The organism is Brevibacterium siliguriense, assembly GCF_900105315.1.
Taxonomy (GTDB): domain Bacteria; phylum Actinomycetota; class Actinomycetes; order Actinomycetales; family Brevibacteriaceae; genus Brevibacterium; species Brevibacterium siliguriense.
This window is the reverse complement of sequence record NZ_LT629766.1, coordinates 62,977-82,146: the sequence shown is the minus strand read 5'-3', so window position 1 is coordinate 82,146 and position 19,170 is coordinate 62,977. Positions and strand designations below refer to the sequence as shown.

At 61.2% G+C, this 19,170-nt stretch carries 16 protein-coding genes and 1 pseudogene; 11 read left to right on the top strand and 6 right to left on the bottom strand.

The annotated features are described in order from the left end of the window. Positions 1-323: 323 nt before the first annotated feature. The gene (gene pgm / locus BLU88_RS00340) at positions 324-1,964 is read right to left on the bottom strand and encodes a phosphoglucomutase (alpha-D-glucose-1,6-bisphosphate-dependent) (protein ID WP_092009015.1); all 1,641 of its coding nucleotides are present in this window, start codon (positions 1,962-1,964) and stop codon (positions 324-326) included. Positions 1,965-2,083: 119 nt separating this feature from the next. Beyond that, entirely contained in the window at positions 2,084-2,377 is a 294-nt protein-coding gene (locus BLU88_RS00335; protein WP_092009014.1) for a hypothetical protein, read from the bottom strand. Positions 2,378-2,695: 318 nt separating this feature from the next. Between BLU88_RS00335 and glsA the strand changes: the two genes are divergently transcribed. Beyond that, positions 2,696-3,712: a glutaminase A gene (gene glsA, locus BLU88_RS00330; RefSeq protein WP_092009013.1), complete on the top strand. Its 1,017-nt coding sequence runs from the start codon at positions 2,696-2,698 to the stop codon at positions 3,710-3,712. Beyond that, positions 3,712-5,358, top strand: a complete 1,647-nt coding sequence (locus tag BLU88_RS00325) for an MFS transporter (RefSeq protein WP_231939505.1) — start codon at positions 3,712-3,714, stop codon at positions 5,356-5,358. Before glsA ends, BLU88_RS00325 begins: the two co-directional genes overlap by 1 nt. Positions 5,359-5,473: 115 nt before the next feature. Here BLU88_RS00325 and BLU88_RS18035 read toward each other — a convergent pair whose 3' ends face one another. The 3 genes from BLU88_RS18035 to BLU88_RS00310 all read right to left on the bottom strand — a co-directional run bounded on the left by BLU88_RS18035 (position 5,474) and on the right by BLU88_RS00310 (position 8,278). Beyond that, positions 5,474-6,718 carry a hypothetical protein gene (locus BLU88_RS18035; protein ID WP_157688902.1) on the bottom strand — a complete coding sequence of 415 codons (1,245 nt, stop codon included), beginning with the start codon at positions 6,716-6,718 and terminating at the stop codon, positions 5,474-5,476. 114 nt (positions 6,719-6,832) lie between these two features. Then, on the bottom strand, positions 6,833-7,510 hold the full coding sequence (locus tag BLU88_RS00315; protein WP_157688900.1) for a hypothetical protein: 678 nt from the start codon (positions 7,508-7,510) through the stop codon (positions 6,833-6,835). A gap of 438 nt (positions 7,511-7,948) precedes the next feature. Beyond that, positions 7,949-8,278 (bottom strand): rhodanese-like domain-containing protein, encoded by a 330-nt coding sequence (locus tag BLU88_RS00310; RefSeq protein WP_092009008.1) that lies wholly within the window; start codon positions 8,276-8,278, stop codon positions 7,949-7,951. 257 nt (positions 8,279-8,535) lie between these two features. Here BLU88_RS00310 and BLU88_RS00305 point away from each other — a divergent pair, with 257 nt between their 5' ends. From BLU88_RS00305 to BLU88_RS00290, 5 genes and pseudogenes are all read left to right on the top strand, one after another. Next, positions 8,536-9,303 carry a pyridoxamine 5'-phosphate oxidase family protein gene (locus tag BLU88_RS00305; RefSeq protein WP_092009007.1) on the top strand — a complete coding sequence of 256 codons (768 nt, stop codon included), beginning with the start codon at positions 8,536-8,538 and terminating at the stop codon, positions 9,301-9,303. Between the two features lie 96 nt (positions 9,304-9,399). After that, positions 9,400-10,190 (top strand): annotated as a pseudogene (locus tag BLU88_RS18445) (FAD-dependent oxidoreductase); the annotation flags it as partial. After that, a complete protein-coding gene (locus BLU88_RS18440) occupies positions 10,185-10,712 on the top strand; it encodes an oxidoreductase C-terminal domain-containing protein (protein WP_407922858.1) in 528 nt (175 codons plus the stop codon). The pseudogene BLU88_RS18445 and the gene BLU88_RS18440, both read left to right, overlap by 6 nt. 71 nt (positions 10,713-10,783) lie before the next feature. Further along, on the top strand, positions 10,784-11,641 hold the full coding sequence (locus BLU88_RS00295; RefSeq protein ID WP_092009006.1) for an ABC transporter permease: 858 nt from the start codon (positions 10,784-10,786) through the stop codon (positions 11,639-11,641). Then, positions 11,634-12,452, top strand: a complete 819-nt coding sequence (locus tag BLU88_RS00290) for an ABC transporter ATP-binding protein (RefSeq protein WP_092009005.1) — start codon at positions 11,634-11,636, stop codon at positions 12,450-12,452. The genes BLU88_RS00295 and BLU88_RS00290 overlap by 8 nt, the downstream gene beginning before the upstream one ends. A 216-nt stretch (positions 12,453-12,668) precedes the next feature. Here the strand turns inward: BLU88_RS00290 and BLU88_RS00285 are convergent, their stop codons facing one another. Beyond that, entirely contained in the window at positions 12,669-13,445 is a 777-nt protein-coding gene (locus tag BLU88_RS00285) for an Lrp/AsnC family transcriptional regulator (protein WP_157688898.1), read from the bottom strand. Positions 13,446-13,868: 423 nt separating this feature from the next. On the opposite strand from BLU88_RS00285, the gene BLU88_RS00280 reads away from it, so the two are divergent. From BLU88_RS00280 to BLU88_RS00265, 4 genes are all read left to right on the top strand, one after another. Continuing rightward, on the top strand, positions 13,869-15,074 hold the full coding sequence (locus BLU88_RS00280; protein ID WP_331712451.1) for a M20 metallopeptidase family protein: 1,206 nt from the start codon (positions 13,869-13,871) through the stop codon (positions 15,072-15,074). Positions 15,075-15,130: 56 nt separating this feature from the next. Beyond that, positions 15,131-16,420, top strand: a complete 1,290-nt coding sequence (locus tag BLU88_RS00275) for an MFS transporter (RefSeq protein WP_092009003.1) — start codon at positions 15,131-15,133, stop codon at positions 16,418-16,420. A gap of 15 nt (positions 16,421-16,435) precedes the next feature. Further along, positions 16,436-17,461, top strand: coding sequence for an ornithine cyclodeaminase (locus tag BLU88_RS00270; protein ID WP_039209096.1), 1,026 nt, complete (start codon positions 16,436-16,438; stop codon positions 17,459-17,461). A gap of 211 nt (positions 17,462-17,672) precedes the next feature. Next, complete coding sequence (locus BLU88_RS00265; RefSeq protein WP_157688896.1) at positions 17,673-19,139, top strand: amidohydrolase; 1,467 nt, start codon at positions 17,673-17,675, stop codon at positions 19,137-19,139. Positions 19,140-19,170: the final 31 nt, after the last annotated feature.

Sequence of the window (19,170 nt, the reverse complement as noted above, 5' to 3'; positions counted from 1 at the left end):
CTGTCAGGCGGCATGTCATTGACGGGGAACAGTATTTCGATCAGGGCTGAAGGCTCGACAACGGTCGCTGAGAACCGACTTGGAGCCGGTCACAGTCCGAGAACAGGCTTATTGCAGTCGTGCGGCAGTCACCGTTACACGGTGGCAGATCGACTGTCGACGGTGAGAAGTCGTACTGATGATGCGCGCATTTGCGACAATCCTGCTTGAGCAGCGATACGCGATCGTAATCTGCTTTCAGGGTCTGCCGCGACCTCGCATGGCGAGTCGCATCGAAGTGCATTGCCGAGGCGCATCAGAGCATTTCGGCGTCACCAGGCGCCTTACTCGAGCACCCCGTCCACGAGAGTCCGTGCATCGTGCTGGACCTGGCGCAGATGGTCTTCGTCGCGCAGGGACTCCGCGTAGATCTTGTATACGTCCTCGGTGCCCGACGGCCGCACAGCGAACCACGCATTGTCAGTGGTGACCTTGAGGCCGCCGATGGGGGCATTGTTGCCCGGCGCCGAGGTGAGCACCGCCTTCACGGGCTCACCGCCGACGGTCTTTGCGCTCACTTGAGAGGCCTCAAGTGTCCCCAGGCGTTGTTTCTGTGCACGCGTCGCCGGAGCATCTTGGCGGGCGTAGGTGCTGGTGCCGTGATTCGCGGCCAACCCTGCGTAACGCTGCGAGGGTGTCTGCCCGGTCTTCGCTGTCATCTCGGCGGCGAGGAGGGCGAGGATGATGCCGTCCTTGTCCGTCGACCACACCTTGCCGTCCCGACGCAGGAACGATGCGCCGGCCGATTCTTCACCACCGAATGCCAGCGACGAATCGAGCAGGCCGGGAACGAACCATTTGAAGCCGACGGGCACCTCGAAGAGGGTGCGACTATGAGCGGCGACGATGCGATCGACGATTGACGAGGTGACCAGAGTCTTGCCGATCGCGGCGTCCTTCGGCCAGTCGGTGCGGTTCTCAAGCAGGTAGTCGATGGCCGCTGCCAGATAGTGATTGGGGTTCATCAGGCCGGCATCGGGGGTGACGATGCCGTGACGGTCGGCATCGGCGTCGTTGCCGGTGGCGATGTCGAAGTCATTGCGCGAGGCGATGAGGCCGGCCATCGCATAGGGAGAGGAGCAGTCCATGCGGATGTTCTCATCCCAATCCAGTGTCATGAACGACCAGGTGGGGTCGACGTCCGGATGGACGACGTCGAGGTTGAGGTCGTAGTCCTCGGCGATCGCCGCCCAGTAGTCGACGCTGGCTCCGCCGAGCGGATCGGCGCCGATCTTCAGCCCGGAGCTGCGGATGACATCGAGGTCGATGACCGACTCGAGGTCGTCGACGTAGTTCGAGACATAGTCGAAGTTCTCAGTGTTCTCCAGATGGAATGCCCGCTGGAAGGAGGTGCGTGGGATCTTCTCCCACCCTTCGGAAAGGTAGGTGTTGGCGCGGTCGGCGATCCAGGTCGTCGTCTCGGCGCCGGCGGGCCCGCCGTGTGGCGGGTTGTATTTGATGCCGCCGTCGGCGGGCGGATTGTGGCTGGGAGTGACGATGATGCCGTCGGCCTGCGCATCGTCTTGCGACTTCCCGGCATTGAAGCCGAGGATCGCGTGGGAGACGGCAGGGGTCGGGGTGAAGCCGTCACGCTCGTCGATGAGCGCCGGGACCTCGGCGGCGGCGAGCACCTCGAGGACCGTGAGGAACGCAGGTTCACTGAGCGCGTGAGTGTCTCGGCCGAGGAAGATCGGCCCACGGATGCCTTTGTCGCGGCGGAAGTCGACGATCGCTGCGGTGATGGCCGCGATGTGCGCCTCGTTGAAGGAGCGGTTGAAGCTCGACCCGCGGTGGCCGGAGGTCCCGAAGCTCACTGCTTGCGAAGGCACCGAAGGGTCGGGAACCAAGTCGTGATAGGAATCGAGAAGGGCAGGGACGTCAACGAGATCCTTGTCCTGGGCCAACTGGCCGGCGCGTGTTGTCATTCTTCTACCTAACCAAATGACAGCGGTTGCGCACAGTTGTGTCCACGGAGTTCTTGCATCGTGGACTTCGGTGGCTTCTCGGCGCGAGATCTCTCCGCCCCGCTCAACCGTTCGCCACCTCAGTCCGGTGGCTCCACGGAGTCGTCTTCCTCTTCCTTCGTGTCTCCACCGCTGATATCTCGGTCTTTGTCGGGAGAGGACCCTTCAGCTTCGGCTTGGGTTTCTTCGGGATCCCGTTCGATCGGGACCTCGTGCTCGGCAGCGATCCGCTCAAGCCTCTCCTCCGGAGTCTGGGCACTGCCTTCGGCGTCGGTATCCGCGCCGACTCCGACGGCAGTGCTCTCGATCTCCTGTTCGTCGTCGGGCTGCTCGTCTGCTGCGTTCTCCGGGAGGTTCTTCTTCTCGTCACTCACGATTTGTCTCCTTTCGGAGTCGAACTCGCTCACGCCATTCGACGGAGGGTCGGGGATCACGAACGGTATGTCAGTGATCCGTGGTGCCGACGGTAGACCCATCGTGGAAGCGGAGCAAGGGGGCTCGGCCGCCGATGCTCACCCGTGGCGCGGCCCGCCGGCTCGCCTCGGCGGTCGAAGGACACGGCAGCCGCCTGGGAATTTCGGTGATCATCCCTGGTCAGAGACCTGTGCAACATGATATCCCTGAGATAGAGTGAAATCACTCCGGGGACGGGTGCCAAAGGCTGCCACACACGAACGGGACGAGGATCAGAGATGGCCAGGCCTGACGAGGAATCGGTCAGACAGCGCGCTTCCACCGGCGGCCTGCCCTCCGACGGCTTCATCGATTCGACACTGGCAGACATCCATACACGTTACCGGGGGCTCGATGACGGTGAGGTCGCCGACTACATCCCGATCCTCGCCGAGGCGGATCCCCGATGGTTCGGACTCAGCCTCATCGAATCGGACGGGGCCGTGCACGAAGCCGGAGACGTCGATATCGAGTTCTCCATCCAGTCGATCTCCAAGGCCTTCGTCTTCGCGCTCGTCTGTCAGTCCCGCAGCTCCGAACTCGTCCACGAACGCGTCGGCGTCAACAACACGGGACTCGCTTTCAACTCGGTGATGGCGATCGAACTCAACGACGGCAAACCGTTGAACTCGATGGTCAATGCCGGTGCCATCGCCACGACCGCGCTCATGCCCGGGGCCACCTCGGCGGAGAAATGGGAGAACATCCGAACCGGGCTCTCCCGTTTCGCTGGTCGGCCGCTTCGCCTCGACGGTCGCGTGTACGAATCGGAGATGAAGACGAATCAGCGCAACAAGGCCCTGGCTCGTCTGCTCGAGAGCTATGGGAGGATCATCACGGATCCGCTCGATACCGTCGACATCTATACCCGGCAGTGCTCGCTGCTGGTCACCGCGCACGATCTCGCGGTGATGGGAGCGACGCTGGCCGACGGTGGGATCAATCCGCTGACCGGTCGGCAGGTCGTCTCCGCCGAGGTGGCCCGCGACACGCTCGCGCTGCTCGCCTCGTGTGGAATGTACGAAAACAGCGGCGAATGGCTCTTCGAGATCGGACTGCCCGCCAAATCCGGGGTCGCAGGCGGCATCGTCGCCATCGCCCCAGGCAAGGGAGCGCTGGGCACTTTTTCGCCGAGGTTGGACTCCGCGGGCAACAGCGTGCGCGGTCAACGCGCGTGTTTTCACATCTCCAGAGTCCTGGGCATGAATCTCTTCGCATCGAACGCGGCCGTCGAACGCCCGGGGAAAGGACAATGATGAGCGCCGAAACCGCACCGCACGACCTCGCCGAGGAGCGCAGATCCTGGGCGCCGATGATCGGACTCTTCCTCGCCCAGGTCCTCATGTCGTTCAACGTCGCCGCACTGCCGATCTCGCTCGGGGGAATGGTCGAGGACTTCGGTGTTCCGCCCACGGTCGCCTCGTCGACGATCGTCGTCTACGGCCTTGCCGTGGCCGCGCTCGTGATGACCGGTGCGAAGCTCGGACAGCGGATCGGGTGGGTGCTCATCTTCCGCGTCGTCCTCGTCGTCTTCGCGGCCTCATCGCTGCTGATGATCTTCTCCCGGACGGTCACCTGGGTCATCACCGGTCAGCTGCTCGCCGGGGCCGCCGCCGCGATCATCGTGCCGGCCCTGGTCGCCCTCATCGCGGAGAACTACCGGGGCGCGCAGCAGGCAGCAGCGGTCGGCTCGCTCGGTTCGGCACGTGCCTTCTCCGGGATGAGCGCCTTCCTCATCGGCGGTACCCTCGGCACGTTCGTCGGATGGCGGCCGATCTTCTTCATCACCCTGGGCCTGGCCGTCATCGTCTTCGCGCTGACATTCACGTTGAAGTCGGACAAGGGCGATCCCTCCATTCGAATCGACCTCGTCGCCTCGGCGCTCATCGGTGCTGCAGTTGTTCTGCTGACGTTGGGGTTCAACAACCTCAACGGGTGGGGGATCATCCGCGCCGAGGATGGGGCACCGTTCTCAATCGCGGGGCTGTCACCGGCGCCGGTGTTCATTGTCGTCGGCGTGGTCCTCGGGCAGCTGTTCTTCGTCTGGACGAAGCGGCGGAAGGCGGCAGGCAAGGTGCCGCTCGTCGACATCAGCGTGCTCGGCCGACCCAGCGAACGGGCCGCCGTCTACGCGATGTTCGTCATCGTTGCGATGGAGGCGGCGGTGAACTTCACGGTGCCTACCTACATCCAGGTCGTCCAGGGGCGCACCCCCTTCGACACCTCGTTGGCGATGCTGCCGTTCAACCTCACTGTCTTCGTCACCGCCACCCTCATCGTGCGCTTCTACAAGCGCTACTCGCCGCGCACCATCGCACTGTTCTCCTTCGGGCTGACGACGGCGGCACTCGTCTGGCTGGCCTTCGTCGTGACGAACAATTGGGAGACTCTGCCGACGATCCTCGGTCTCATCGTCTTCGGCATCGGCCAGGGCGCGTTGGTGACACTGGTGTTCAATGTCCTGGTCACGGCCGCGCCGAAGCACCTGGCCGGTGACGTCGGTTCGATCCGTGGCACCGCGCAGAACCTCGCATCGGCTGTTGGCACGGCGGTGATGGGAGCGCTGTTGGTCACGGTGCTCTCAGCCGGTCTGACATCTGCTGCCGATGACCATCCCGATCTGCCGCCGGAACTCGTCGACCAGGTCGATCTCGACAATGCGAACTTCGTGAGCAACGATGAACTGCGAGAGGTCCTCGCCGGGACGACGGCGACACCGGAGCAGGTCGAGCATGCCGTCGAGCTGAATTCTCAGCAGCGACTGCGCACGCTCAAGCTCGGCTTCCTCATCCTCGCCGGCATCAGCCTGATCGCAGCAGTTCCGGCTTCCCGGCTGCCGAAGTACCGCCCGGATGAGATCCCCGACCCCGCCGAGGCTGGTGCTGCGAGAAAGACTGACTAGTCTGGGTGAGGTGGTCATAGTTGGGGAATGGGGGCCGGTCAGGCATGTTGGCTCGTCGTCCTCATTTCATCCAGGATCCTTCTTCGCGATGGGCTTGCCGATGATCAAGAGGACCCTATTCCGGCAGGTCGGTGTAGACGAAGGGAGCGCGGGTACTCTCCACAGCGCTCAGGCGTTTCTCAGCGGCTGATTTGACCTTTGAGTAGTTCGAATCGTCATGGCCGAGTTGATCTACGTGGAACTCGATTTTTCCGCCGTTTCCGGACTGGCGAGTAACGCCGTCTGGATGAAGCACTCGATAGATTCGATAGATTTCACCGTGGGCACTTGCCACGACGTATCTGACGTTAACTGCTCTCGACGCGCTGGCATTCCAATATTTCCTTGAAGCTTCTCGCCATTCGTCGTCGGTGAAATCATCATGAAATCCGATTCGCCTGGTGACCCACTCGCTTGCGCGTTCGTCGTAGTATTCATCGATTCTGGGTTTGCCAAGGCGTGCGATAAAGATCGCATCGACCCCAGGTTCTTTCGACTCCGATTTGCTGTTCATGCCCCTTGACAGAGCCTGTCTCCGTACGTCGGCTGAAACCCCGGCTAATTCGTCGGGCAACTCTCTGTCGAACGAATGCAATGGTTCGTATTCTGGTAGGAAGCTCTGGACGAATCCAGATGCAGCATCGTAGATTCCGTGCCCATTCGTTCCAAGACAGCGGCACCCTCCTAGGCAAGATAGAGGGCGTGCAAACTCGGCCCACTGAGTGACTGGAGTATTGTGGGACAGAACTCTGACGGTTTCAGCGGGCAGCAACAGCATCGAAGTGTCGGCGGCCGAAGTGCGGTAAGGGCACACAGTCGTGAGCTTGGTGTGTGTTGGGTAGTGTCGTAGATAGATGATGTAAAAGGGTGCAGCGTTGTATAACTCGGCAGCTTCTATGAGGTCGTTCAGCTGGCCGCGTTCTTCCTTACTCGAACTTGGAAGCCGTGATGCCTTAGCTTGAAACATCATTCGAATTGATACTTCGTCTTTCTTGAGCTCGAGAATCCAATCGGTCCCTGTTGGCTTGACGCCGTGCTTCTTATTGCCGCCCTCCTCGTACTTTGATAATGGTTTGGCCAAGACTCCTCGAGGTTGCAGCGGAAGTGAGGAGTGCCAGTCGGAGCAGTCTGCTGAAAGGCATTGTGGGCAATCAGCTGAAACCTCGTACGCTGAGCCGACCATTTCATTGAGCAGCAGGTCAGTGATTGTTTCTTCATGCAGACCTTCAGGACGTGTTTTTGTCAATTGCTGAAGTCGATGAACATTGGTAGGCGCTCGCAGGATCGCGCCTTGTATGTCTGCGTATACGTCGCGTGGCATGTCGCTCCCTTGCGCACGAAAGCCTGGTACTTCAGTGCAACGATAACGCCCATTGGCTGTAGTCGGTACAGGAGCTCAGAAGCGCCATTGCCGGGACCGGTGAGACCGTCGCTTTCACCACTCGATAGCGGATGTGGCTACCGGTACCACTGAAGTGAATCCGATTCTGATTGAACCGCTGGCATCGTCAGCACCGGTTACGATGGACATTTCGTAGCCGGCGAAGTCGCCTCGGCAGCCTGTCTTCGCGTTCTGCGCGAGGAACTCTGCGCCGTCGGCATCGGTGAGGCCAACGGCATCGTCAGCGAGAATCGTGCCGATCTGTTCTCTGACCTTTGACCCCTTCGACTGGCTGCCTTTCGTCGTGTCATCTACAGGACCGAGCCGCACCTCGATCAAGTTCGGATCGACGGGCCGCACATCCTGGCTGACTGCTACGTCGACGCTATCGATCTGCGAGTCGCATTGGACGCCGGCTTCGACGTGGCACTCAAAACCCTTCTTCTCGAGCCCGAATGCCAGCTGGTCCGGCAAAGGGAGAGCCTTCGGCAGATAGACGGTATTTGCCGAAGCACCACCATCCTTGCCATTGAGAACCTTGACCGAGCTCGGGGTGGTTTCGACCATTACGTCGCCGGGCAGCTCCCGCGCGTCGAAGGCATTGCCGGACATCAGTCCCTTGATCCGCCCGTCGCCGGCGGGGAGGAGCGCCTTGTCCATCGTCTCGGTCGCGGCGGTCAAGGAGTCGGAGATGGCATCACTGTCCGAGCCAGTGGCCTCGGCCTTGATCATGGCTACAGCGTCATCATCGGAGAGGATCGACACCGAGGCGGTCACTTCGTCGGACTCATTCGCAAAGCACCGCTGCAGGTGGGCGTCACCGTCCGAATCGAAGCAGTCCCATCCCCTGGAGGAGAGATTGTCGACGACATCTGCTCCGGAATCCACAGTCATCGCCGGGATCGGCTCCTCGTCTCGGAACACTACCGGCGAAACCGCGAACACGATGACGGCAACGATGAGCAGCCCGATGACGGAGAGAAGAACAGTCCGCTCGCTGCGACCGAGCGGTTTCGATATCAAGTTCACCACGAGTGTGCTGTCCCCTCGTTCCGACGCTGGAGACGGCTGCCATATGTGGATCAGTTCGACCGCCTGTCCGTCATTGTGACAGTACAGACGGTCGAGTCAATGGGGAAAGAGGTCGACGAACCTCACGAGACTAGGCGATCACTTCACCCAGGGCTCTTCGCCGGTCTCGGAGACGATCGGCTTGCCGTGATCGAGGTTCCATGACCCCATGCCGCCGTCGACATTGAACGCGTCGAAGCCGTTCTGGTTGAGCCAGGCCACGGCCCGGTTCGAGCGCCCGCCGGTGCGGCAGACGACGTACATATCGTCATCGAGAGGAAGGTCGTCGAGGCGGCTCGGCAGTTCGCCCAGCGGCACGTGGATCGCACCCTCGATGTGCCCGGCCTCCCACTCGTCGTCCTCGCGGACGTCGATGATGGCTGCCCCTTCGGGGATGTCGTTGACGGTGACGGTCGTTTCTTCATCCATGCCTTCAGTCTAGACATCGGCCAGGCCACGGACGCAATGAGCTGCCGGAACGATTCGCTTACGACACGAACTCCGATCGGCGCGGTGTCCGGCCCCTTAGGCCGGGCCCCTCTTCGTGAAGCATGGGCGCCCGCCTCCTCGGTGCGGCGCGTCTGTGCGCCGACTGGGAAAGCCCACCATGTTGAGTCAGTCAGCGTTCTGCACCGCGATCGCATGCAAGAATGACGAACCACCGCCGACGAAGAGGGGGAAGTCTGATGAACAGAGACAAGAACACCGAAAGCCGCGGCGAAGAGAAGGCCCGAGACGCCGCCGCAGTTCTCGACGAGACCACCGAGAAGTTCGCCGGAACCTCGAACATCGCCCCGGGCGAAAAGGGCGGATACAACGAGGAGGACGTCGAAGCCAGAGCGAAGGACGTCGCCGCCAGCCAAGGCGCGAACCTCTATCGCAACCCCGACGGTTCGCACACGGCTGTCGACGAGTCCGCATCCGTCATCGGCACCGATCCCGACTTGTCCGCCGGACGAACCCGCAGACGAACGGCAGCGAGCGATGATCTCGATCAGAAAGAGGTCATCAGGATCCTGCGCGGCAGCGGCTATGTCATGCTCACGACCGCGCTGGACGACGGGAAGCTGCTCGCTCACCCGATGGTGCCTCAGCAGGTCACGGACGACGCCGACATCTGGTTCTTCATCGGCCTCGACGGGGATCAGGCCAAGGCCCTCAAACACAATCCGAATGTCAACGTCACGGTCTCCGAAGCGGGAAACTGGCTCTCCGTGGCCGGACGCATCGACTTCGTCGATGATCAGAGCAAGAGAGACGAACTGTGGAACGATGACGCCGCGACGTGGTTCGACGGGCGCGACGACTCGACCCTGGGGCTCATCAAGGTCACCTCGGACTCCGCACAGCACTGGGGTCTCAAGGGCGGCAAGGTCGCAGGACTCGTCCAGATCGTCAAGGCGAAAGTCACCGGACAGCGGCCAGACAGCGGAAGCTCGACGACCGAACTCTGAACCGGCTCCTCCCCGCAGAGCCGAGTCGACACCTCGCCGAGTCGGTCGGACGGTTCCGAACGTTCCGACCGACTCGGCGAGGATTAGCATGGAGGTATGAGCAAGCGGATCGTCATCATCGGTGCGGGACTGGCCGGCACGACCGCGGCGCGGGAGCTGAACGCGCGCGGTCAGGCCGTCACCGTCATCGACCCCCAGGCCGGCGAGACCTGTGAGCGGCCGCCGCTGTCGAAGCATCTCTTCGATGGCTCCCGCCACCACCTGCCGTATCACCTCGAATCGACTGAGCACATCACCTTCGTGCGCGACCGGGCGGAAGAGATCACCCTCGCCGAGGCGGCAGCGGAGTCCCGCTACACCGCTGAGACACAGCGACACCCCCACCGGCTGGCGAACCACCACGCCATCGCCGGCACCATCCACCTGGCTTCTGGGGAGTCCATCGACTTCACCCACTGCATCCTCGCCACCGGGATGGAAGCCAACCGTCCGGAGGTTCCCGACTACCCGGATGCCCTGCCGGTCTATGACCTCGCCGACGCCGAATGGATCCTCAAGCGTGTGACCAACGCGACTGAAGCCCTCAACGTCGGGGTGCTGGGCTCCGGTTATCTCGGAATGGAAGTGGCCTCCTCGGCGGTGGCTGCCGGACACCACGCCACGGTGTACCTTCGCGGGACGAGCCCCTGCGCAAGCAGCTCTCCGCACCCATGCGGCAGGCGCTGTTCGAGAAGCACAAGGCCGCCGGAGTCGAATTCGTCACCCACATCTCGAGTCCGGACGACATCGCCGAGGATGTTCACGACCTATTCATCACCAGCGTCGGGGCTCGCCCTCGGCTGCTCCCGATCGACGGTCACCGACCCGCTCATGCGTGGGATGTGGATGAGAGTTTGGCAACATCTCATCCGGGTGTCTTCGCTGCCGGCGACTGTGCCATCGTCACCGTCGGGCCCTATGCGCTCAACCACCCCTGGGCCTGTGAGCCGGTGGCCGAAAGCCACGGAAAATTCCTCGCCGAACTCCTCAGCGAGGACGCGGGAGCGGCTTCGAACGATGGCGAAAACGCCCCAGGAACCGCTTCAGAAGTTGGGTCGGAAAAGGGTCCGAGGGTCTGGTCGGAGGTCCCCTGGCACTGGAGCTTCCAAGGCCCGGAGAAGGTGTTCACGGCGGGCCTGACGAGCCCTGATGCCGACAACACGATCATCCGTCGCGACCCCAGCGGAGCGAAATTCCAGGTCTTCCATTTCGACGGACCTGCCCCGGAGTCCAAGCTCGTCGGTGTCGAGACGTTCAACTGGCCGCCGATGCAGGCGGCCGCCCGACGCGTACTCGGCGGTAAAAATATTCCGACGCGGGCCCAGATCGCGGACCCCGACTTCGACTTCAAGGCTCACAGCCGACTGTGAGTCTGCGCTAGTGTCATCCCGTAGACTCTTTCTGTTCTATCCCCAGTCGCCGACGAGAGAATTTTCTGTTCATGGATATGGCCAGGCTTGCTGCCGAGCACGGACTCGAGAGAGTGGGTGGACGGCCGTCTCTGCCCCAGTACGTCAAACAGCTTCTCAATCGAAGCGACTTCACGTACACGCTTGCGAAGTACCGGATGCAGTCCGAGAACGAGCGCAACCGCCTCGGCATGGCCTGGGTGCTGCTGCGCCCATCATTCTCGGCTCTGATCTACGGCACCGTCTTCGGCGTCATCATGCAGGGTGCCACGGCTCGACCGCCGGACTTCGCGCCATTCGTCGTCATCGGCGTCTTCATCCTCGAGTTCTTCAACACCTCGATGAACGGGGGTGCGAAGTCAATCATCTCGAATGCCTCACTCGTCCAATCGCTGCCGTTCCCGCGCATTGTCCTGCCGATTGCCAAGGTGTTCCAAAACCTGCTCGACTTCATCCCCACCCTCCTCTTCATGGCGCTCATCGTCATCATCTTCGGCGCGCGTCCTGATTGGGATTGGTTCCTCTTCATCCCGCTGGTCTTCCTGTTCTGGGTCTTCAACCAGGGTGTGGCGTTCATCTTCGCCCGCGCGACGGTCCACTTCCGGGACCTCTCCCAGGTCACCCCGTTCATCTCCCGAATGATCTTCTACACCTCGGGTGTCTTCTTCGACCTCAAGGTCATGGTCGACAAGATCGACCCGTCCCTGCAGCCCTTCGCCGATTGGCAGCCGATCAACAACGTGCTGTCGATCGCTCGCGGCATCCTCATGAAGGACGGAGTCGTTCCCTACGACTACTTCTGGCACCTGGCCATCTGGGCATTCGGCATCTTCATCATCGGCTTCGTGTTCTTCTGGCAGGCCGAGGAAAGGTTCGGTCGTGATGAGTGACGAGAATTCGTTCGACACCGGCAGCCTCCCCGAGGTGACCAGGAACAATCCGCCCGTCGTCGTCTGCGACAACGTGCACGTCCGCTACAAGACCCTGGCCACGGGCAAGAAGCTCAAGCTGGGCAGCAAGAACGTGATGGGGCGGAAGCGGGAGCTGCGAGAGGTTCACGCCCTCAAGGGCATCAGCTTCGTCGCCCACAAGAACGAATCGATCGGCATCATCGGCAGCAACGGCTCCGGGAAGTCCACGCTCATGCGGTCGATCACCGGGTTGACCCCGACCTCCGAGGGCGCGATCTATGCGACGTCACGGCCGAACCTCCTCGGCGTCGGTGCCGCTCTGATCCCGGATCTCTCGGGTGCTCGCAACATCATCCTCGGTTCACTGGCCCTGGGGCTCACCCGCGACGAGATCGATGCGAAGTTCGATGACATCGTCGAGTTCACCGGGCTCGAGGACTTCATCGACCTGCCCATGCGCACGTACTCCTCGGGCATGTCTCAGCGACTGAAGTTCGCGATCGCAACCTCGGTGCAGCACGAGATCCTCATCGTCGATGAGGCGCTCAACGTCGGTGACAAGAAGTTCCGTGACCGTTCCGAGGGCCGCATCCGCTCCATCCGTGAGAACGCAGGCACCGTCTTCCTTGTCTCACACTCGATGCGCACGATCAAGGACACGTGCAACCGTGCGCTGTGGATCGAGAAGGGCGAGCTGCTCGCCGACGGTCCGGCGCTCGAGGTCATTCGCAAGTATCAGGCCTTCACTAAGGCCGAGAAGGCGAAGGAAACCGAGGAAGAGCCGGGCTGAGGCACCGCCTCCCCTAGCTGCGGCACAGCTCACTCGGTAGATTCGGCGGTAGGGTCAACGGTTCACGCGATCCGGTCGAGTTGCTGCGACCCCGTGATTAAGCCGTCTCGCGCAGCTTGTCGGTCGCCGTCGGGATCGTGGCCGGAGGAATCTTCTTTGTCATCATCGCGGATGAGATCACAGGGGTCCTCGTCTCTTGTGTGTCGCCTCGGCGGATCAACTTGAGACGAATTCTCCAGTCGTGCTTCCGTCGGAATTGAGCACCCACCCTTGGCGTTTGAGGGCGTTGATAAGGACGGCGCTGTGGTCGATGGTGATCGTCGGCACCGCCTGTTCGACCATCTGTTCCACAGTGAGGACGTCGTGGAGCGAACGCAGCCAGAATGTGATGAGCAGATTCGAATTCCCGGTGACCGACGCGATCATCCGTGGATTCAATTCAGCCAGCCGCTGGGCGGCTCGATCATGCTCGCCAGCGGGCAGGCGAGCGAACCACTGGACATTCACCGGCCAACCCGACCGCGATTGGGCAAGTTCGGTCCGCAGCACGATCTCTTCACTGCGGAGAACTCGATCAAGCCGTCTGCGAGCTGTGGCCGGAGCTAGATCGAGCCGTCGAGCGATGTCGGCTGCGCTGCAGCGACCGTCGAGCTGCAGCATCTGCACGATAGGGCGCGTATCGGCACCGAGGACGATCGATGTGTCAGGTGCAGTCATTTCTCTGTGGATCGATTTCAGGGTTTCGATCTGTCCCTTGTCCAGATGCTCCAGTCGCCATAGGTGTGCTCCATGATGCATGGCCACTGACGCAGACGTCTGGATGCTGGTGACACCGGGAAGGCCGGCCAGGAATTCGAGGGGCCCCATGGCCATCGATTCGAGGCTGTCGGCGACGATCGTCAGCCCGAAATTCGGGCCCTGAGTCAGCCGTTCTACCGAGACGATGTTCGGGTTCGCAACGAACTCGACTCCGAGTGCAGTCTGCCGTTCCATAGTGCATCCGACTTCGACGAAAGCGATCGCAGAATGACGTGTGGCACCCGAGAACATAGCCGTCACCCAGGCCACCCCTCGTGAACGAAGGTCGTCCCAGCGCTGCGATAGGGTGCTTGGTTTGCTGCCGAGAACACCCGCCAGCTGGCGCCAAGTTGCGCGCGGTGCGATCTGCAGTGCATTGAGCAGTTCCAGCGACTGCTCTGACAGGGTGGTTTCCATCTCATCCTCCGGAAAGGTTGAGGAAGTGAGCGGATATTCCTCAACGACGACCGCTGACCTCAGTATTGTGACGGAAAATACTCATCTGTGTCGATCTGGTGATTTTTTCTTCCTTATCTGAGGCGCATCAACGATTGAAAAATAGAGTGTATCTTCGGTGAACTTACGACGACCCAACGACGTATCGCGAAAGGTAACTCAGTGAACAACTTCATCTCTGGCGCGCAGGAACTGGCAGGCGACATGGCGCAGCTGCGACACCGCCTCCATATGCATCCGGAACTCGGTCTGGAGCTTCCTCGAACGCAGGAAGCTGTGCTCAACGAAATCTCCGACCTGCCGCTGGAGATCACCCTCGGCGATGGTCTCAATTCCATCGGTGCCGTTCTGCGGGGTGGAGCCGCCACCAGCGAGCACGCTCCCGCCGTGCTTCTTCGAGCAGATATGGACGCTTTGCCTCTGCAGGAGGCGACAGGTGTCGACTACTCCTCGACGGTTGACGGGCGGATGCACGCCTGTGGGCACGACCTGCACACGTCGATGCTCACTGGAGCTGCTCGGCTTCTGGCCGAGCAGCGTCACCGGCTCGGCGGCGATGTCGTCTTCATGTTCCAGCCCGCCGAAGAGCTGCTCGCCGGCGCGCCGAAGATGATCGAGGAAGGGATTCTCGACCTGTCCGGCCGCCGCGTCGACTCGGCCTTCGGCCTCCACGTCTTTTCTGCCGGGGGGTCGCGCGGGGCTTTCAGCTCGATGCCGGGAGTGATGATGTCCGCGGCAGATGCACTGTTCGTCCAGATCAAAGGGCGTGGAGGGCACGGTTCGCAGCCACAGCATGCGGCCGACCCCATTCCGGCAATGGCCGCAATGGTCACGGCTCTGCAGACTATGGTCACACGTCAGTTCGATGCGCATGATCCTGTCATCGTCTCAGTCGGACGAGCTCATTCGGGAGAAGCTATCAATGTCATCCCCGATGAAGCTGAATTCGGCGCAAGCCTCCGAACCTACTCGGCGGCAAGCCGCGAGAAGCTCCAGCGTCTCATCCCCTCGGTCCTCGAAGGCGTTGCTATGACTCATGGTGTTGATGTCGAGATCGAATACCGCGTGGGAGGCCGGGTCCTGGCCAACGACAATGAGCATACAGAGTTCGCAGCGCGTGAGATCGCAGAGCTCTTCGGCGGAGAACGCTACACATCGCTGACTCAACCGCTGGGCGGATCGGAAGACTTCGCGGACGTACTCGCCGAGGTGCCCGGCACGTTCGTCAAACTCGATGCTTCCGCAGGTGAAGACGCAGTGGAGACCAATCATTCTCCGAGAGCGATCTTCGACGACCGCGTTCTCCCCGATGGAGCCGCGCTCTATGCCCAACTGGCCGCGTCAAGACTCACAGAGCTGGCTGCCTGAACTCTCCGGCGCCCACACGCACACCAGCTTCTCGCTCATCAATGGAAGGCTGAGCAATGAACGACGTCACTGAACGCGAAGTCGAAACGACTTCGGTCCCACCCAGGTCTACGAAGCAGATGCTCGTGGCTTCGGGGATGGGCAATGCGCTCGAATGGTACGACTGGGGCATATATTCGTCCTTCGCAATCTATTTCGCCACTGAAGTGTTCAACCCCGGAGACAAGGTCGCGTCACTGCTGGGGGCGATGGCCGTCTTCGCTGTGGGCTTCGTCGCGCGCCCGGTCGGCGGGTGGATCTTCGGTTGGATGGCAGATCACCTCGGGCGACGCCTGTCGATGATCACTACAGTCGGACTCGCCTCCCTGGGCAGCCTGCTCATCGCTGTGGTGCCGACTCATGCCACTGCCGGCATCTGGGCAGCACTGATCCTGTTAGTCGCCCGGCTCATGCAGGGATTGGCTCACGGAGGTGAGATGCCGACTGCGCAGACATATATCGCCGAGGCGGCACCACCGCAGCGACGCGGACTGTGGTCGTCCCTCATCTACGTTTCAGGAACATCGGGGATCGTCATCGGACTGATCATGGGCGTGGTCCTTGACGCATTGCTGCCTGCGCAGATCATGGCGGCCTGGGGCTGGAGGATTCCGTTTGCGATCGGTGCAGTCCTGGGCGTGTGTACACTCATCGCCCGCTCCCGGTTGGACGAGACCGAGACATTTCAGAAGGCAGCTGACAAGCCGCGTATGTGGCCGGAGATCCGGCGCAATTGGCGGGCGGCCCTCCAGGTCATTCTCCTCGGAGTCGGTGGAACTGTGTGCTACTACGTGTGGAGCGTTTCGGCTGTGCAGCAGGCTGTCCTCATCCACGGAATGGCGCAGGGAACCGCGTTGCTGGCAAGTGTGCTGGCCAATGTGCTGCTGATCATCTCCCTGCCGTTCTGGGGGAAGTTCTCCGACCGCTTCGGTCGACGACCGGCAATGATCATCGGCCACGGCGTTCCGATCCTCCTCTACATTCCGCTGGAGTCGGTGCTCGGTTCGAGCTTCTGGTCGCTGTTCATTCCGGCCTCGATCATTCTGGTGACGATGGGTTCGGTGCTGTCGACGACTCCCGCCGTGTTTGCTGAGATGTTCCCGACTCGAGTACGCACAATCGGAGTCGCAGTGCCGTATTCGATCTCCGTCGCACTGTTCGGCGGCACAGCGCCCTACCTGCAAGCCTGGATGAACTCAGAATTCGGAGAAATCCCGTTCATCGTCTATGTCATGGTGCTCATGGTGATCTCCACCGTCGCCTCGTTCAAACTGATCGAGACTCGCGGCAAGGTGCTCACCGACTGATTGGAGAAAGAAGATATGACAACATTCGTAGGTGTTCGCAATATGGCCCATTGGGTCCAACGCATCGGCGTCGAGGCCATTCTCTCAGGAATGGTCGAGACTCTCGACGAAGATTTCCGGCGGTGGTCGGAGTTCGATAAGACACCGCGGGTCGCAAGCCACACCCCGTTCGGCGTGATCGAGCTGATGCCGACGAGCGACCTCGACACATATTCGTTCAAGTACGTCAACGGTCATCCGTCTAACCCGGCACGTGGATTCCAGACCGTGACTGCATTCGGAATGCTGGCCGATGTGCACAACGGCTACCCGAGGTTCATAGCGGAGATGACCCTGCTGACGGCATTGCGGACGGCTGCGACATCCGCGCTCGTCACCCGTGAGCTCGCTCCTGCGGGAGCGTCGACGATGGCGCTGGTAGGGGCGGGAAGCCAGTCAGAATTCCAGGCGTTGGGAATTCGTGCAACGTTGGGTATCGAGGACCTACGGGTGTTCGACACAGACCCCGCCGCGGTGGAGAAGCTGCAGCGGAACCTTGAGCCACTGGGATTCCGAATCACTGTGGCGAAGTCGGTCGGCGAAGCCGTGGCAAACAGCGACATCATCACCACCTGCATTGCCGACAAGGCACACACCATCGCCTTGCCCAACGACTGTGTCGGCAGGGGAGTCCATATCAATGGGGTCGGTGGCGACTGCCCGGGCAAGACCGAGCTGGACCCCGAACTGGTCCGCCGCAGCAATGTCTTCGTGGAATATCCCGAGCAGACGAAGATCGAAGGAGAGATCCAACTCCAGCCCGAGGATTTCCCCACTACCGAGATCTGGAAAGTGCTGGTCGGTGACGCCCCGGGCCGCACATCTGACGATGAGATCACCTTGTTCGACTCGGTCGGCTTCGCGATCGCCGACTTCTCCGCGCTCCGGTACGTCGAAGCCGCTACCCGGGATCCCGAATACCACGAAGATATCGATCTGATCGCAGAACCCGACGACCCAAAGGACCTCTTCAGCCTCATCGGCGCCGGAGTCCCGGCATAACTGAGCAGAACTGACCCCGGACAGGAAGAAAGGCAGAACCATAACAGTGCCATCTGAGCAAGGAACTTCGACGACAACGACGCGTCACTTCGTCAACGGCAAGGTCTTCACGGCCGAATCCGAAGAGCACTTCGCGTGCGGCTTCACCGTATCGGACGGGCGATTCGTTGCGGTCCACGAGGACGACTTCACTCCGTCCGATGGAGCCGAAGTGATCGATCTCGAAGGCAGGACTGTACTTCCAGGTCTTCTGGACGTCCATACTCATCCTGCTTTCATGTCGGTCCTCGGACAATCGGTGGCGGTATATCCGCCGGACATCAGATCGATCGATGGACTGATCGAAGCTCTGCGTACGCATCCGCTCTTGGGCTGCTCAACAGACGCGTGGGTGCGCGGTCATGGATTCGACGACTCGAAGTTTGCCGAACGCCGCAAACCGACTGCGCAGGATCTCGACAAGGTCTCTCGCGACCAGCCGGTCGCGCTTCGTCGCTGCGACGGGCATACTATGGTCGTCAATTCACGAGCACTTGCCATTGCCGGAATCGATGCTGCGACTCCTGACCCTGCCGGTGGTCGGATCGAACGCGATGAGAGCGGGGAACCTACCGGAGTCCTCGTGGAGAATGCTGCGATCGAGCTCGTCGAAGCTCATGTCCCGCCAGACGAAGAAGATCCGGCTGATCGGCTCGCGGCTTTGGACGAGCACTTCCTCTCGCGCGGTCTTGTCGGAGTCACGGATCTCTTTGCCACCTTCATCGACGACCCCCTCCCTGCCTATCGGCGGGCGGCAGAAAGAGGACTCTCACCTCAGGTCGTGATTTATCCCGGATGGGATGCACTCAAAAGCGCGGCAGGGTCTCACATCGTTCCCGACCTTGATGAAGACGATCGTTTTGGGCGCGTGAAGATCGGCGGAGTCAAGCTGTTCATGGATGGCGCGTTCTCTGACCGCAACGCATGGAATGAGGATCCGTATCCGGACTCCTGTCACCACGGCGGTCAGGTGGCAGCAGACGATGACCTGCTGGAAGCGGTCGCTTGGGCTCGGCACAACCAGGTCCAGGTCGCGATTCATGCAATGGGCGACCGCGCTCTCAACCACGTGATCGATCTGTTCGGTGACGAAGAGCCGTGGATGGGTGAGATTCCCTCCATCCGCCTTGACCATGCGTCTCTCTTCACACCGGCGATGATCGATCGGGTGAACGCTGCGCGAATGAGTTTCGGAGTGATCAGTCATACGATCTTCTTCTTTGCTGAGTACGAGGCCTATGCGGCCAATCTGACACAAGAGCAATTCAAGAATGCATATCCGATTCGGTCATTCTACGAACGGATTCCGCACTCTGCTTTGGCCTCAGACTCCCCTGCGACCGCGTGGGCAGACTCAGACAATGTCTTCATCTCGATCCGGGCGGCGGTCGAACGGCGTGCCTATGACGGCTCCGACATTGGGCAGGAACAGGCGATCAGCGTCGGTCAAGCGGTCCTGCTCTACACCTCGCGTGCATCCGAGATCACCCGGCTGCACAATTTGGGAGGCATCAGACCAGGGCTCGAAGCAAGTTTTGTCGTCTTGGACAAAGACATCTTCACCGTTCCGACTCACACGATCGATTCAGTGGAAGTGAGCCAGACGTGGTTGGCGGGAGAGAAGCGATATGAAGCCTGACTTACGGACAGCGGCAATGGAAAGAACCCCG